Genomic DNA, 14,590 nt, shown 5'->3' with positions numbered 1-14,590 from the left:
AGCCTTCTTCATATTCTACTTCTTCTCGAAAGAGTAACTCTCCAGAACGAATGACTTGAACATTTGAGCTGGGTAATTTAGTTCCCTATCTTTATTTACAATAATGCCATGGGTGGAAAAAATACCTGAGGACAGCGGCAGCGATTGGAAGTCTCCTTCTTCCAACTCTGTTTCAGCTGCGATCTTTGGAATGAGTGCGAAACCAATACCGCATTGGACAGCTTTTTTAATCATTTCGATACTTGGATATTGAATCGCATGGCTGGTTTCAACCCCAGTCTCCTCTAATATCATGTTAGCGTGCGTATGATACAAACAACTGTTACCAAAGCTGAGCACGGATTCATTGTTGAGTACTTTCAGACCATTTGTGTCGACTTTGCTAGCCAATTCATGTGAGGCAATGAAGATCAATTCTTCCGTCAGCATAGGGTAAAAAATAATGTCATCCCGCTCAGGATTTCGAGGGACAATTCCAAAATCAACAACATGCTGCGAAACATCATCAATAACATCTTGATGATACCCCGTTTCCAGCTTGAATTTGACCATCGGATGTTCAAGACGAAACTTCTGAATGAGCGAAGACATTCTCGTCACAAAAAAGGACTCATGCATACTGAGGTGAATGGTTCCTTTTGGCTGATTGGACTCATTCATGGCTTCTTCCAAAGTTAGCCCTAAATGCACAAATTGATGGGCGAATTTAGCAAGCTTCAGGCCTGCTTCCGTCGGCTTTACGCCTCTTGATAGACGGTAAAAGAGCTTCTGGCCACAAGCCCGTTCCAGTTGTTGAATATGGTTAGTAACGGTAGATTGCACATATCCTAATTTTTCTGATGCGCGATTAAAGCTCTTTTCCTCCATCACGGCAATGAATGTCTTGAAAAATCTCCCCTCTAACAGGTCAATCATAATGGTAGGCATCCCCTTAGCTATTTGGTTTCGCAATAACAGATATTGAATCTTTCCATAACTGAAATAGATGACCATATGATAACATAACGTCTAAGCAAATAAGAAATTTGTAAATTATTGCTTGTAATGTGGGTAGAAAACGTAAATTTTCCAGTGAATTTAAGTGGTTTCACCAAATGCTCCTTTAGTCCTTAATTGCTGTATAACAACGCAACCGGATTGAAAGGAGTTTTATTTTTTGGAGGAAATGGGAGGGAGACAGAATGAAAACGATTGAGGGGCTGCACGCAGAGAAAGAATGGTTCAATAAGGTTATGAAGAACGATAGGGTAACAGGGTCGGAGGCAATTGTTAGAAGTTTGCTAATTGAAGGTGTGGAGTGTGTCTTTGGGATTCCAGGTGGAAGTGTCCTGAATATTTACGATGCCATTCATGATTTGCCAGAGCTGAAACATATTCTGGCACGTCATGAACAGGGGGCGATTCATGCTGCAGACGGCTATGCACGAGCAACAGGAAAAGTTGGGGTTTGTTTTGCAACGTCAGGACCTGGGGCTACTAATCTCGTTACGGGAATCGCCACTGCTAACATGGATTCTGTACCATTAGTTGTGATTACAGGTAATGTTTCGACAGCATTACTCGGTACAGATGCGTTTCAGGAAGCGGATATTACGGGCATCACGATGCCGATTTCCAAGCATAACTTCTTAGTTCGTGATGTTAATGAGCTGCCGAAGATCATTCATGAAGCCTTTTATATAGCTTCCACTGGACGAAAAGGGCCAGTTTTGATCGATATTCCCAAGGATGTAACGAGCCAAGAGATGATCTTTCACTATCCGATAGATAAGCCTGAGATTCGGGGCTACCACCCTGATATCGTTCCCGATTTAACGCAAATCGATAAATTACTCATGGCGATCGAAAAAGCTGAACGTCCTGTTATTTTGGCTGGCGGAGGTGTGATCTATTCAGATGCATCCAAGGAATTACTCGAGTTTGTAGAAAAAACACGTATACCAGTTACGACGACTTTGCTGGGGTTGGGAGCATTTCCAAGTGCACATGAGCTATGGATGGGTATGCCGGGCATGCATGGCACATACACAGCGAATAAAGCTTTACAAAATTGTGATCTTCTTATAAGTATTGGAGCACGTTTTGATGACCGAGTAACGATGAAAACTAGCGGTTTTGCACCAAAAGCGAAAACGATCGCGCATATTGATATTGACCCTGCAGAAATTGGGAAAATCGTACAAACGGCGATCCCTTGTATTGGCGATGTGAAATCGGTCCTTCGGAAGGCCAACGTTCAAGCGAAGCCGGCAAAATCAGAGGCATGGTTAACCGAAATTCAAGCAAGTAAAAGGGAGAATCCTCTTCGTTATACAGATTCCGAAACGGCATTAAAGCCGCAATTCGTCATTGAGATGATTAGCGAAACAAGCAATGGTGAAGCGATTGTTACTACGGACGTTGGCCAGAATCAAATGTGGGCCGCTCAGTTTTATAAGTTTAGACATCCGCGTTCGTTAATTACCTCAGGTGGACTTGGAACAATGGGCTTTGGCCTACCTTCCGCGATAGGGGCACAAGTAGGTAATCCGGACAGACTCGTGGTGTCTGTCAATGGCGACGGGGGGATTCAAATGTGTACGCAGGAGCTTGCGATTTGCGCCATTCATAACATACCCGTTAAGATCGTTATTCTGAATAATCAGGTTCTAGGCATGATTCGGCAATGGCAAGAAATTATTTATGATAATCGTTTTAGTCATATGGAGCTCTCCGGCAGTCCCGATTTCGTAAAGTTAGCAGAAGCCTATGGTGTTACAGGGTTAAGAGCTACGAATAAAGAAGAGGCTTGTGAAGTGTGGAAAAAAGCGATGGACATACAGGGACCTGTACTTATTGATTTTGTCATCAGCCAAGATGAGAATGTGTATCCAATGGTTGCCCCGGGCGGCACGATCGACGAAATGATAATGGGGGATGAAAAATGAAACGTCACACGATATCTGTGCTTGTAAACAATCATCCGGGTGTTCTACAGAGAGTTGCAGGGTTATTCGGACGTCGCGGTTTCAATATTGACAGTATCACCGTAGGCCAATCAGAAGATCCTGAACTGTCCCGTATGATCATTGCGACGTCCGGGGATGATAACATGCTTGAACAAGTGCACAAACAGCTTAATAAACTAATTGATGTCATACAAATAGTTGAATTAACCGCGTATCCACTGGTTCATAGGGAGCTTGCGCTTATTAAAGTAAGTGCAGTATCCAATGTGAAACAGGCTATTTTAGCTTTGGTTGAACCCTTCCGTGCCTCCATTATCGATGAAGGATCGGAAAGTATGATGGTTCAAATTGTTGGAGATCAAGATAAAATTCATTCATTGATTGAGCTGCTGAGACCCTATGGCATCCTAGAACTTACCCGTACGGGTTTGACGGCAATGACTCGCGGAAGCCGCATAGATGAGGCAAGGGAGGTAGAGATATCATGACAACACTTCATCATGATACGGAGTTAGACAATGCTATTTTATTTTATCAATACGTAATGGTCATGAAGGATGGGAAAATGATCGGAGGAGGGCTTATTGAAGGCTACAATGAGTTTGAAATACAGGTGGGCAAAAAATTATATTCACGTGAAGAATCAAGCTTTATTGCTGCACCAGCTCCTCAAGCCACCATTCATTTGTGATGCGTGTCATTAATAGGTCAATCTTTGGTCAAACTGAAATAAGGAACCACCAAAAGGTGGATCCTTATTCAGCAATCCGCTAACTCTCAACAGCAGCTTTTTCCGCCAACTGTAATTCAACAATATGATTGGATAATAAGTCCATAAATAGTCGGGTGGCTTGGCTTATATATTTATCTTTATGATGGATGATGGCTATTTCCCTGCTAAGTGTTGGTTTCACGATCTTTATTGCTTTTAACTGGGGATCGTTGTACAAATTCAAGTAAGTTCTGGATAGCGCAGTAACCCCGGCTCCAGCTTTTACAAGGCCAATAATGGTCTCGATCGCGGTCGTTTCGATGATCGGTTCAATATTAAAGCCAGAGGTGCTGCTGGTTAAATCAATAATTTGCCGGCATTTATGAGATTGTGGAAACATGATGAAGGGATATTTGCTGATTTCGTCAAAATCAAAGCTTTCTCGATCGGCCAAAGGATGGTCCTTAGAAACCGTCAAATAAATATCTTCCTTGTACAAGGGATATTTGACAATCCGATCATCTTCGACAGGAAGAATGGTGATGGCCAGATCGATCTGATTTTGAATGACTCTTTCCACAATATCGTCGAAATTCACGATTTTAATTTGGACTTCCGGATAAATCGTGTGAAAATCGATCAACAGCGACGAAACGAGCTGCGTTAGCTCTCCTGGGAGTGCACCTATGGATAAGGTTCCTCGTGTAACCTTCTGGAGCTCCAAAATTTGCACTTTGACATTTTTCAAAGAAGAAAAAATCAATTTGCATTCGTTTAATAGGATGTGACCTGCTTCAGTGATTGCAATTTTCTTGCCGATTCGGTCAAATAATGGAACACCAAGCTCATCCTCTAGCAGCTTAATTTGATGACTTAGGGTCGGCTGGCTCATTCCCAATTTCTCTGAAGCCCTAGTGAAATGCAATTCTTCACAGATTGCCGTAAAATATTCTAATTGCCGAAATTCCATAGGTATACCTCGCTTTGTATGTTCATCTAGACAAATATTAGTATGTACGATGTGAAATTGATTCATTTCATGAATGATAACAATAGAATATTGAATATTGATACTTTTCATCAATTCATCAATAATGAAACCTATGTTGGCGGAAGGAGTGATTTTATCATTTATACAACCTTTACCTTTGAAATGCAAGATCAACTAAATATTTCTCATATTATCTACCTTTTAATAGGTAAACTCGCAATTGAGATACAACAATAATTTGAATAGAAAGTAGTGACCATCATTTATGCAAACCATAACTGCCGTACAGAAACAAAAAGGCTTAGGTTCCATTCAATTCTTACCCGTTAATCTATTTGCGTCGGTTATGGGAATTTCAGGACTGGCATTGGCTTGGAGACAAGCAAGTAAGCTATTCGGTACTTCACACGTAGTCGCTGATATCATTGGGATTGTTGCCATTGTAGCATTTATCATTTTAGGTTTAGCTTATATATCAAAATGGATTCTATACCCGCAGAAAGTCAAAGCCGAATTTATGCATCCCATCTCGGGCAACTTTTTCGGAACAATAACGATTGCAATTCTATTACTATCGTCCGTAATAGGTACTTATAGTCAAGTAGCTGCAGAAGTGATTTGGATAATCGGAGCCGTAACGACTTTATCACTTTGTTTTATCATTGTAGCACGCTTGTTGAATGGGAATATTGAGCACGGTCATGCGGTTCCTGCTTGGTTGATTCCTGGGGTTGGGACTCTTGATATAGCTGTAGCTGGAGGATCTATGCCGTTCCCGTGGGCACATGAAATTAACATGCTGTCGCTCGCGATCGGCGGAATTGTTGCATTAATTTTTCTAACCTTGATCTTGTCTAGATTGATTCATCATGATCCAATGCATACAGGATTAACGCCCTCTATGATTATTATGATTGCGCCGTTCGAGGTTGGTTTTCTTGGATATGCGAATTTCGAGCACCGCATTGATCAGTTCGCTGCCATCCTGTTTTACTTTGGTTTGTTCTTGTTCATTGTGTTGTTTTTCAAAGTATTCAAGAAATCGATCCCATTTGGAGCATCATGGTGGGGGGTAAGCTTTCCACTTGCTGCTCTCAGCAATGCTGCTTTGCAATATGCGATGTTCATTAATTCATGGCCATTAATCGCTGTTTCTGCCATCATTCTAGTTTTGCTAAATATCGTTTTGGTTGTTCTCTTTATTCGCACACTAAAGGCGTTATTTAATGGGACTTTGCTAAGAGGATAATGGAATGACGACCATAGAAATTCTGCATCATTACGATAGAAAATAGGACATTGATGGTTGGGGAATGGCTTCTTATAATTAGAATACATCGCGCGCAGAAGTCGACTAAGAAGGGGAAAAGAGAGAGAGTGATATGAACGTTGCGGTTTTAAAGAAAATAACAAACAGTTCAAAAAGGAAATCCTTATTCCATTTCACCCGCGTGCGCAACTTAGGTTCAATGGCTCATCTTGATGCGTTGTACGCATGCCTTACAGTTGATCCTAGTTTATCCAACGAAAGACGGGTTGTCCGCAAAGAAATTCAATTTCACGGTCATGTTTTTGTAGCCAACGCTCATCTTCGAATTGCGGATCAAGTGATGAATCCACAAACTACTCATCTAGAGTTTCATCATTATCTGGATCAGCACGTATTTTTTTGGCCGACACAAAGAGATTGCCTGAAGATGCTGCAGATTTATTCAAAAAGAGAGCCGGATGAAGCCTTTGCTATCCTGCAGTTGGATGCGGAAGCCTTGCTCAGTGACTTTTATGATGCTGTTAAGTTGAGTAAGTACGATTCGGGAAGTTCGCCGCGTTACCCCAATCGTTGTTCCTATAAAAAAAGTTTGCAAATGTTTTTGCCACTACACCAATTTGAGATTGCGCGGGAAAATGATGTGCCAACCAAACCTTCAGAGATACGCGAGGTCCTTGTGGAAGAAAAAGTGACGAACTTGTCGCAATATGTAGAGGTTATTTATTGTGAAAGCAGTCAAGGAATTGCGGAAAGATGGTTGAAATATATCCGACCTTTACAGGAATTTTAAGAAAGCCTTCATAATATCGGGTTCATAATTAGCCGAGTATTTTATTGAGTCCGATTGGAAGAATAATAAAAATACGGTAGATGAACGGACTTGTATCGAAAGGGGAATGATAATAATGATTTGGAATACCCTGCTATCTAAAAGGTTCTTGTCAGCATACCTATTAGTTATTCTCATGCTGGTTGCTGCCGTAGTTCTACAACAAAAAGATATTCTCTTCCCTGAAATAGCTGGTATGGTGGTGGGGGTTCTGGTGTTTCCAGTAGCCCATTGGATAAAAAAGCCCGTTCACCTATGGCTTGCTCCCACAATAGGTGCGTTTATTGGGACTGCTTTGAACGGTCTTTCTTTGTCGGCCCAGCCGAAAATACTGCTTGGTCTTGTGATTATTGTCATTTTGATGCATATATTTCGCGTCAATTTTGGACCAACAATTCCAGCGACACTACTGCCCATTTTTTTAGGCTTGCATGACTATGTTTTTGCAACAACAACGGCTATCTTTACGTTTGTGATTATGTTAGCCGCTTTTAGAATGAGAAATTCAGAAAAGTTGCCAGATGGCCCAGAAAAGTTCCGTAAAAAAACGGATACCGTGCTCATAACGATTATTCTAGCTCTTTGGATTGGACTGGCATTCGCAACAAATCTAGAAGTTATCGTGGTTCCTCCTGTATTTGCCCTTATTTTTGAGCTGTTTCATACGGAAGGTTTTAAATGGAAATTAATTCCGGCCCGTGTAGGTGTACTGACGATAACAGCCATCCTTTCCGTTGGGGTCCTTCACTTATTGGCTGGTTCAATCATTTGGGTTGGTGCCATCAACGTATTGATTACACTCATTCTATGTAAATTGTTTAAAGCACCTGTTCCTGTTGCCTTCGGTGTCTCATTGATGCCGCTTATATTCCCAGCATGGGGGACTTGGGCTTTTCCAGTCGGTGTATTTGTCACAACAGGCGTTCTGATGTGCATCTGTGCCGCATATCGTCAGTTTAGAAGTAGACAAGGGGCAGTTTGAAACAAACCTAACTAGAAGAGAAGTGTCGTGTTATGAAAAATGAAGAAATGCTTGCCGTGCTGAAAGCTTTATCCAATGAGACGCGGCTCAATATCCTTCTTTGGCTGAGCGATCCGGATCTCATGAATAAGGAATTGCCGAATACCATCAAAGTTGAATTTCCTGGGGGAGTTTGCGTGGCAAGTATTCAGGAAAAAGCCGGATTGGCACAATCCGTTATTTCTACGTACTTGTCTTCCATGCAGAAAATTGGACTGCTGGAGTCCCGTCGTTATGGCCAATGGACGTATTACAGGCGTAATGAGCAGGCTATTGAGCATTTTTTGGCGGACTTTGCCGCGGGTATGCAGGCTAGGAAGATATAGAGTTATATACTTAAAAGAGAAGGCAGCCGATCAATTCCTGACGACTGCCTTTGTCATATAGGCAGCATAGTTGTGTAAAACCAAACATTATCTTGTAACCCTCATCGAAACAACCCTATTATTGGTGCGAGGGGGAATGAAAAATGTTAGAAAAAATTATGAATACGCTAATTGAAGAAGGCATTATCGATAACAATGCTATTGCAACTTTGAATAAGAGTGGAACTACGGATGGAATTGTTTATGTTCTTTCGGAAGGAGAAGAAGATAAATATGTTCTAAAAATTGATCATCCGGATCAAATTGCTTTGACAGACAATTTTCTTGGAGCTTATAAGCCGATTAAACTTTTTCCAGAAGTTGTTTATACAGATCCCGCAGAAACCTATATCGTGTATGCGTACATAAAAGGTACAACTCACTTTAATCGAGGTTCAAAGATCAATTGGATGACAATTTTGGTAAAAGAACTCTTTAATAAGTACGAAAATGTTGCGGATACGGACAATTGGGGAAGGTTAGGATCACCGATACAGTCTTGGCGCGAGTGGAATTACCGGAGTTTGGTGGGTACGAGAAACGACTGGGGAAGCCTTTTAACCACTCAGGATTATCTTTGGGTAGAATCCATATGTGAGAATATATCGAAAAATGAAGATCAGAAAGTAAGATATTTACTGCATGGGGATATGGGTGTACATAATTTTGTGTATAATGATTGTTCTTTGGTCGGTGTTATTGACCCGTCTCCGATGATTGGTCCTAAATTATATGATTTTACTTATGCTTTTTGCTCATCTCCAGATGATTTGAATTTAGAAACATTAACGGCAGCCTTTGCATTGCTTGATCATGAGCCGATTGAACGATCAAGGTTAATTGAAGAAGTCATTTTCCAACTGTACTGTCGGATTGGGATCTGTATCCGATTACACCCACATGATTTGGAGGATTACTTAATAGCATGGGACTATTGGAAGTCGTTATAGCTTAAAACTATAACAGGGTATAGGAATTAAAAGTTACCTTAGAACTGTTGGTCAATGTTATCATTACTCTTATAAGAAAGATGAGTCATGGGGTACCATAGTTCTGGAGGGTAAAGTTGATATGCTAAAAGATAAAATACTAGGTAAAGAGGCAGGCATTTTGACCTATGGGATGACGCCTCCGAAAATTACAAATAGCTCGGATAAGGTAGCTGAGATTGCACGTAAGCAAGTTGAAAGAATAAATGATCTCGATATCGATGCCTTAATTCTTTATGATGTTCAGGAAGAAACGGATCGTGTTGAACAGGAAAGGCCATTTCCCTACTTGCCGACTATGGATCCTGCAACCTATAGCGATGAATATTTAAATCATTTACGAGTTCCCACAATTATTTATCGTTGCGTGGGGCGGTATAGTGAAGATCAGTTCGTTAACTGGGTACAAGCGGATATGGTTAGAGATAGATATTCCGTATACGTAGGTGCCTCTTCAAGTAAGCAGGAGATCAACTTGGATCTTTCTGATGCTTATAGTCTAAGCAAGAAATTAAGTAATAATTTGACTTTTGGCGGAGTTGTCATCCCTGAACGACATATGAAGAAGAATGATGAACACATCCGAGTTAATAGTAAGACCCAGAGTGGATGCTCCTTTTTCGTATCACAAGCCACATATAATGTGGAAGCTTCGAAAAATTTCTTATCCGACTACTATTACTACTATACGAGTAATGGACTAGAAATGGTGCCTATCTTATTCAATCTTGCACCATGCGGCTCCGAAAAAACGTTAGAATTCATGAAATGGTTAGGCATAAGTATTCCGACATGGCTTGAGAATGAATTGAAATATTCAAAAGATGTTCTGGAGAAATCGCTAAGATTGTCTCTGGGGATCTTTGAAGAGATATTAGATTTCGCATTGGAAAAAGGAATTCCTATTGGTTGCAGCGTTGAAAGTGTCTCAACAAGAAAAGTAGAAATTGAGGCATCTGTTCAACTCGTTAGAGACATCAGAACCATGATGGATAAGAAACTGCAAAGAAACGTGATTAGCTCATTTCAGTAAGGTTTACTGAGTGGTGGTTAATGATAGTAAACGCAATTAGGAGCAGTTCTGCGCGGCAGGAATGCTCTTTTTGCTTTTTCAAAAATTAATGAGAAAGACCAATTGACATTTCCAGGATGTGGGAGTACCATGAAATTAACAGTTGAATGAATGGTTCATTCATTTCGAAAGGAGACAGATTATGGTGGGGAAATTGAAAAGGGAACCGTGGAGTGCGATGGGGAAATATGTGCTCATAACGGGAGCAACCAGCGGCATCGGGCTTGCCGCGGCCAAAGAACTGGCGGTTCGAGGAGCTGACTTGGGGATCGTGGCGAGGAACCAGACCAAGGCGAAGGAGACTGTCGCACAGATCAATGCGCTGACTGGCGGCCAAACAAAAGTGGACGTCTTCCTGGCAGACCTAACCGATCAGCAGTCGATTCGTGGTGTTGCGTCCGAGATTTTGACACGGTGCGCTCGGATTGACGTACTGATTAACAACGCCGGTGCGATGTTCGTGAAGCGGATCTTGACCAGAGACGGTATTGAGAAAACTTGGGCCGTTAACCATCTCGCGCCGTTTCTACTTACAACGCTGCTCCTTGAGCGGATCAAGATGAGCGGCGAAGCCCGGATTATCACCACTTCTTCCCACGGTCACAAGATGGCGAAAAAAGGCATCGCTTTCGATGATCTGTCCGCGGAGAAGCGCTATAGTTTCCTGCAAGCACTAATGGGCGGTGCGAACTTCCGGTACGGGGAAACGAAGTTGGCGAACATTTTGTTCACCACGGAGCTAGCACGTCTCCTTGAGGGAACCGGAGTTGCCGCGAACTGTTATGACCCTGGACTCGTCGTTACCAATTTCAATCAGGACAACGGGACGCTGGCCCGGATGACAATGGCGGTCATGAAACGATTCTCTCGGCCTGTGGAAAAGGGAGCAGAGACGCTCGTCTGGCTTGCGGATTCCAACGAAATTAGTGGCGAAAGCGGGAAGTATTATGCCGATAGGAAGGAAGCGATTCCTACGGCTGCTGCCTGCAGTGAGGAGTTTGCACGGAAGCTATGGGAAGTCAGCGAGAGTCAAATTCGAAATTCGGAAATATCATAGAGGAGAGTAACGACGATGTCGCAAACGAATATCCCGCCTGATCGCAATCAAGATGAACGAAGAGAGCAAATCAAAAAGGCTGCCCGCAAAGTGTTCGCAACCAAAGGAATCGCTGGCACCAAGATAAGTATGATTGCCGCGGAAGCCGGTATCAGTCAAGGACTTACTTACCGTTATTTTCAGTCCAAGGAAGAACTGTTCTCGCTGCTTGTTCATGAGGCCATAGAAGAGGCGCAAGCCTCGATACGGAATGTTCCTTTGTTACCCGGAACTCCGCTTGAACAATTCAAAGCATTAACATGGAACATGTTAGACGATACACACAAGCACCACTTTTTACTCATTCAGCAGGCTCAAACTGCGGAAGGAGTGCCAGAACAAGCCAAGTTAGCAATCTCGCGGTATGAACCGCAGGATACGATGGATATGCTTGTTCCTATTTTTGTAAAAGGGCAGGAACTCGGTGAATTCGGAGAAGGTGATCCGCGGCAGCTGCTCTTCCTATATTTTTCTGTCGTCACTGGGTTAATGATTCAAGAAACGCATGCGGGTACGGGGTATTGGCAGCGGGAAGTGGACCGGTTGATCAAGCTCTTGACTTGACTGTTCGAAAAGGCTGTCCCCAAAGTCATCATAATGACCGAGGGGAGTCTTTTTTTTGATTTGTGGACTGCGCCTCTTCAAATAACTGGAAATACTCCCGTTATTATGGGGAATAATACGGCGAAATCAGAAATAACTGGAATTTCTCCAGTTAATGGGGACGATTAAACCGAAATGGAGGCTTATCGGAGCGAATTAACAGTAGTTTTTCCTGTAGCTAGTTCCCGAAGCCAGGATTAGTTTGAAATAACTGGAGGATTTCCAGTTAAACATTGTAGCAATGAACGTTTCCAAGTGAATAATTGCGCACTTCTTTTTGAAACGAAAAGGAATCACTGCGTCGGGATTGGCCAAGAATTGCGGCTTAAATCACAGCTTATTTGCTGCCACATCGAATCTCTAATTTGGTATATAATGGATGAGATGAAAGAAATCACATGCCCAATTAGGTAAGGCTTGAACATGTAATCCTAAGTAAAGAGGAGGTCGCAATGCTAAGTATTACCTTAGTAGGTTTAATCGTCCTGACTCTGTTAGTTATTGCAATTTTTTATTTATTTATCGTATTGGAATTTATTAATCCAAGTTCTCTTCAAGTTCAACTTCTTGGAGGACATATTCTCCTGTTTGGAGTTGTTGTTTTGTTGGCTTTTGAAGATTCATCTTGGTATGGGTTTACTTTTGGGTTAATTGGTTTTTTTGTTGGTATTTTTGGTTCTTTTAGAGAATCGCCAAAAACTCAGAAAGACCATGTTGATTGAGTAATCGGATTAGATCGGGGGAACTATGTCAACAGTAGGAATTTTAGGAGTACTTCATGACGATGAATTACGAAACAAGTTTGATTTATCTTTGGAAGTAATTAAGAAATTAATTATAGAATTTAATCCAGATGTCATATGCGGTGAAGTGCTTCCCAGCAGCTGGGAGAAATTTAAAGCTGATCCCATACTTCGAGGATACTTCGGAGAACCTCCAAGTGAGTACTGGGATTTAATTTTCCCCTTGTGTGCAGAGCTGAAATTCGATTTTGTCCCGATTGATTGGGTGGAACTGGATGTTTGGAAAGATTTTGATCCATTCAAACCTTACAGTGAGGAACAAAGGAGCTCATTAAATGCAGAATTAGAGCAATGGTTCCAGAGACAACTTTCAACGTGGAATTCAAGCGTTATTCCTTTTAATTCATTAGAATATGACCATATCACAAAGCAGAAATACGCTTGGCTAGAACAAATTAACCCGGAATCACATGTGTTTCGATGGACATGTAGACATCAAATAATGATTCAACGGATTAAGAATGCCATCGATAGACATCAAGGAAAACGTATTTTATGTATAGTTGGTGCAGACCACAATCATGAGATATATGAAGGTTTGGTTAAAACTAAAGGTATACAACTTGTATACCCGTTAAAATAGTCAGATCTCCACTTAAAAACAAACTGAAAGAGTAAAAGTTTACAATTGCCAAGAGCGAATCATTTATCCAATTGCAAATAACCTTAAAAGTCGCATAGATGCGGCTTTTTTTGTACTTAAAAAAATCAATTTTCCAAATAAAATATTCCATTGAGTTTTAAACTCATTTTTCCTAGAATTGGTTAAAACAGACGCCAAACGTTAGCGAAGGGACAGAACGGGAGGGAAGGGGAAGGGGAAGGAGACTATTCCGATATAGAAGCGATTAGTTGTTGATGATTAATCGGGACAACTTAGGGTGGACATTTTTTAGTTGAGTGGACTATTTGAAGTTATGATAAGAAAAGTCCACAAAACCAAAATCTTTTGAATTTTATAATGTAAGCGCATTCTATATACTACGGGTATTAAGAGATTGGAGGTACAGCATGTAAAATATCCATATTTTAAAACGATAATCCTCAAACCTTCTACAGAGAACCTTCTATGTATTCGATCCATTACCTCAAAGAGTCAACATGACCTTGGATTGCTGTCCCTAAGCATTGACCAAACACTTACGTTGGCAAACTGCACCTGTATAAACTTCCATTGAATCACCAGATTACTAAAGGAGAGGAGGTTCTGCTCTCGAGAAAGGGGAATTTACTTTGGCTGCTACCAAGAAAGAAATCCAGCATGTAGCGCTGTGGAAAGGTTTATCGATCGTATCGTTTGTTTTGTTGATTGCAACGTTATTGATTGTCTTTCTATATAAAGGGCGTGACATTCCTGTTGCCACAGTAGATGGAGTGAAGATTAGCCAAGATCAGCTGTATAAAGCACTTGTCGATTATGAAGGTCCGAAAATACTGGAGAAACTCATTTTAGAGGATTTAATAATGAAAGAGTCCAAAGCGGCAGGGGTGAGTGTGACCGAAAGCGAGTTTCAAGCCTCATTTGATAAAGTCCGAACGGCTTATGCCACGGAAGACGAATTTCTGGAAAACCTAAAGAAAGACGGGTATACGGAACAATCGCTGCGTACAGAGCTCAGAACTCAGCTGTATATTCGTAAACTGCTCGAGCCTCGCATAACGGTTGATGACAATGAGGTGAAAGCGCATTATGCGGAACACATGTCACATGATACGGCTGCTAATACAAAAAGTGAGGCACAAGTGATTGCAGAAATTCGAGATGAACTGGTGAATAAAGAAATCCTTGATCTCATGGAACCATGGTTTGAAGAACTTCGTTCCCGAGCTAATATTGCGGTATCGTTACCGGGGATCCAAATGATTTCCCCAAAAGGAGGAAGCTAAACAA

At 41.5% G+C, this 14,590-nt stretch carries 16 protein-coding genes; 14 read left to right on the top strand and 2 right to left on the bottom strand.

The features are described from left to right. Positions 1-15: 15 nt before the first annotated feature. Positions 16-915, bottom strand: coding sequence for a LysR family transcriptional regulator (locus tag GQF01_RS04060; RefSeq protein ID WP_161405589.1), 900 nt, complete (start codon positions 913-915; stop codon positions 16-18). 266 nt (positions 916-1,181) lie between these two features. Here GQF01_RS04060 and ilvB point away from each other — a divergent pair, with 266 nt between their 5' ends. The 3 genes from ilvB to GQF01_RS04045 are packed head-to-tail and all read left to right on the top strand — an operon-like array spanning position 1,182 to position 3,639. After that, positions 1,182-2,927: a biosynthetic-type acetolactate synthase large subunit gene (ilvB, locus tag GQF01_RS04055; protein WP_161405588.1), complete on the top strand. Its 1,746-nt coding sequence runs from the start codon at positions 1,182-1,184 to the stop codon at positions 2,925-2,927. Next, complete coding sequence (gene ilvN, locus GQF01_RS04050; RefSeq protein WP_161405587.1) at positions 2,924-3,436, top strand: acetolactate synthase small subunit; 513 nt, start codon at positions 2,924-2,926, stop codon at positions 3,434-3,436. Before ilvB ends, ilvN begins: the two co-directional genes overlap by 4 nt. Next, on the top strand, positions 3,433-3,639 hold the full coding sequence (locus GQF01_RS04045; RefSeq protein ID WP_161405586.1) for a hypothetical protein: 207 nt from the start codon (positions 3,433-3,435) through the stop codon (positions 3,637-3,639). The genes ilvN and GQF01_RS04045 overlap by 4 nt, the downstream gene beginning before the upstream one ends. Positions 3,640-3,718: 79 nt before the next feature. On the opposite strand, the gene GQF01_RS04040 is transcribed toward GQF01_RS04045, so the two are convergent. Further along, positions 3,719-4,630 carry a LysR family transcriptional regulator gene (locus tag GQF01_RS04040; RefSeq protein ID WP_161405585.1) on the bottom strand — a complete coding sequence of 304 codons (912 nt, stop codon included), beginning with the start codon at positions 4,628-4,630 and terminating at the stop codon, positions 3,719-3,721. A gap of 286 nt (positions 4,631-4,916) precedes the next feature. Between GQF01_RS04040 and GQF01_RS04035 the strand changes: the two genes are divergently transcribed. From GQF01_RS04035 to GQF01_RS03985, 11 genes are all read left to right on the top strand, one after another. Beyond that, positions 4,917-5,900, top strand: coding sequence for an SLAC1 anion channel family protein (locus GQF01_RS04035; RefSeq protein WP_161405584.1), 984 nt, complete (start codon positions 4,917-4,919; stop codon positions 5,898-5,900). Between the two features lie 133 nt (positions 5,901-6,033). Further along, positions 6,034-6,711: a DUF7002 family protein gene (locus GQF01_RS04030; protein WP_161405583.1), complete on the top strand. Its 678-nt coding sequence runs from the start codon at positions 6,034-6,036 to the stop codon at positions 6,709-6,711. A gap of 115 nt (positions 6,712-6,826) precedes the next feature. Beyond that, positions 6,827-7,732, top strand: coding sequence for a hypothetical protein (locus GQF01_RS04025; protein ID WP_161405582.1), 906 nt, complete (start codon positions 6,827-6,829; stop codon positions 7,730-7,732). Positions 7,733-7,764: 32 nt separating this feature from the next. Next, a complete protein-coding gene (locus GQF01_RS04020; RefSeq protein ID WP_161405581.1) occupies positions 7,765-8,097 on the top strand; it encodes an ArsR/SmtB family transcription factor in 333 nt (110 codons plus the stop codon). 143 nt (positions 8,098-8,240) lie between these two features. Further along, positions 8,241-9,086: a protein kinase family protein gene (locus GQF01_RS04015; RefSeq protein ID WP_161405580.1), complete on the top strand. Its 846-nt coding sequence runs from the start codon at positions 8,241-8,243 to the stop codon at positions 9,084-9,086. 121 nt (positions 9,087-9,207) lie between these two features. Next, on the top strand, positions 9,208-10,158 hold the full coding sequence (locus tag GQF01_RS04010; RefSeq protein ID WP_161405579.1) for a methylenetetrahydrofolate reductase: 951 nt from the start codon (positions 9,208-9,210) through the stop codon (positions 10,156-10,158). A gap of 181 nt (positions 10,159-10,339) precedes the next feature. Continuing rightward, positions 10,340-11,254 (top strand): SDR family oxidoreductase, encoded by a 915-nt coding sequence (locus GQF01_RS04005; RefSeq protein WP_161405578.1) that lies wholly within the window; start codon positions 10,340-10,342, stop codon positions 11,252-11,254. Between the two features lie 15 nt (positions 11,255-11,269). Next, positions 11,270-11,857: a TetR/AcrR family transcriptional regulator gene (locus GQF01_RS04000; RefSeq protein WP_161405577.1), complete on the top strand. Its 588-nt coding sequence runs from the start codon at positions 11,270-11,272 to the stop codon at positions 11,855-11,857. Positions 11,858-12,348: 491 nt separating this feature from the next. After that, positions 12,349-12,618, top strand: coding sequence for a hypothetical protein (locus tag GQF01_RS03995; protein WP_161405576.1), 270 nt, complete (start codon positions 12,349-12,351; stop codon positions 12,616-12,618). A 25-nt stretch (positions 12,619-12,643) separates the two neighbouring features. Continuing rightward, a complete protein-coding gene (locus tag GQF01_RS03990) occupies positions 12,644-13,282 on the top strand; it encodes a hypothetical protein (protein WP_161405575.1) in 639 nt (212 codons plus the stop codon). Between the two features lie 650 nt (positions 13,283-13,932). Then, positions 13,933-14,586, top strand: coding sequence for a peptidylprolyl isomerase (locus tag GQF01_RS03985; RefSeq protein WP_161405574.1), 654 nt, complete (start codon positions 13,933-13,935; stop codon positions 14,584-14,586). The last annotated feature ends 4 nt before the right edge of the window (positions 14,587-14,590 follow it).

Source organism: Paenibacillus silvestris (assembly GCF_009882985.1).
GTDB lineage: Bacteria > Bacillota > Bacilli > Paenibacillales > NBRC-103111 > Paenibacillus_E > Paenibacillus_E silvestris.
This window is presented reverse-complemented; position numbering and strand designations above follow the sequence as displayed.

Excerpts from the sequence above, each read along its gene's own strand:
- GQF01_RS04060 (WP_161405589.1), bottom strand. The coding sequence starts at position 915 with ATGATTGACCTGTTAGAGGGGAGATTTTTCAAGACATTCATTGCCGTG.
- ilvB (WP_161405588.1), top strand. The coding sequence starts at position 1,182 with ATGAAAACGATTGAGGGGCTGCACGCAGAGAAAGAATGGTTCAATAAG.
- ilvN (WP_161405587.1), top strand. The coding sequence starts at position 2,924 with ATGAAACGTCACACGATATCTGTGCTTGTAAACAATCATCCGGGTGTT.
- GQF01_RS04045 (WP_161405586.1), top strand. The coding sequence starts at position 3,433 with ATGACAACACTTCATCATGATACGGAGTTAGACAATGCTATTTTATTT.
- GQF01_RS04040 (WP_161405585.1), bottom strand. The coding sequence starts at position 4,630 with ATGGAATTTCGGCAATTAGAATATTTTACGGCAATCTGTGAAGAATTG.
- GQF01_RS04035 (WP_161405584.1), top strand. The coding sequence starts at position 4,917 with ATGCAAACCATAACTGCCGTACAGAAACAAAAAGGCTTAGGTTCCATT.
- GQF01_RS04030 (WP_161405583.1), top strand. The coding sequence starts at position 6,034 with ATGAACGTTGCGGTTTTAAAGAAAATAACAAACAGTTCAAAAAGGAAA.
- GQF01_RS04025 (WP_161405582.1), top strand. The coding sequence starts at position 6,827 with ATGATTTGGAATACCCTGCTATCTAAAAGGTTCTTGTCAGCATACCTA.
- GQF01_RS04020 (WP_161405581.1), top strand. The coding sequence starts at position 7,765 with ATGAAAAATGAAGAAATGCTTGCCGTGCTGAAAGCTTTATCCAATGAG.
- GQF01_RS04015 (WP_161405580.1), top strand. The coding sequence starts at position 8,241 with ATGTTAGAAAAAATTATGAATACGCTAATTGAAGAAGGCATTATCGAT.
- GQF01_RS04010 (WP_161405579.1), top strand. The coding sequence starts at position 9,208 with ATGCTAAAAGATAAAATACTAGGTAAAGAGGCAGGCATTTTGACCTAT.
- GQF01_RS04005 (WP_161405578.1), top strand. The coding sequence starts at position 10,340 with ATGGTGGGGAAATTGAAAAGGGAACCGTGGAGTGCGATGGGGAAATAT.
- GQF01_RS04000 (WP_161405577.1), top strand. The coding sequence starts at position 11,270 with ATGTCGCAAACGAATATCCCGCCTGATCGCAATCAAGATGAACGAAGA.
- GQF01_RS03995 (WP_161405576.1), top strand. The coding sequence starts at position 12,349 with ATGCTAAGTATTACCTTAGTAGGTTTAATCGTCCTGACTCTGTTAGTT.
- GQF01_RS03990 (WP_161405575.1), top strand. The coding sequence starts at position 12,644 with ATGTCAACAGTAGGAATTTTAGGAGTACTTCATGACGATGAATTACGA.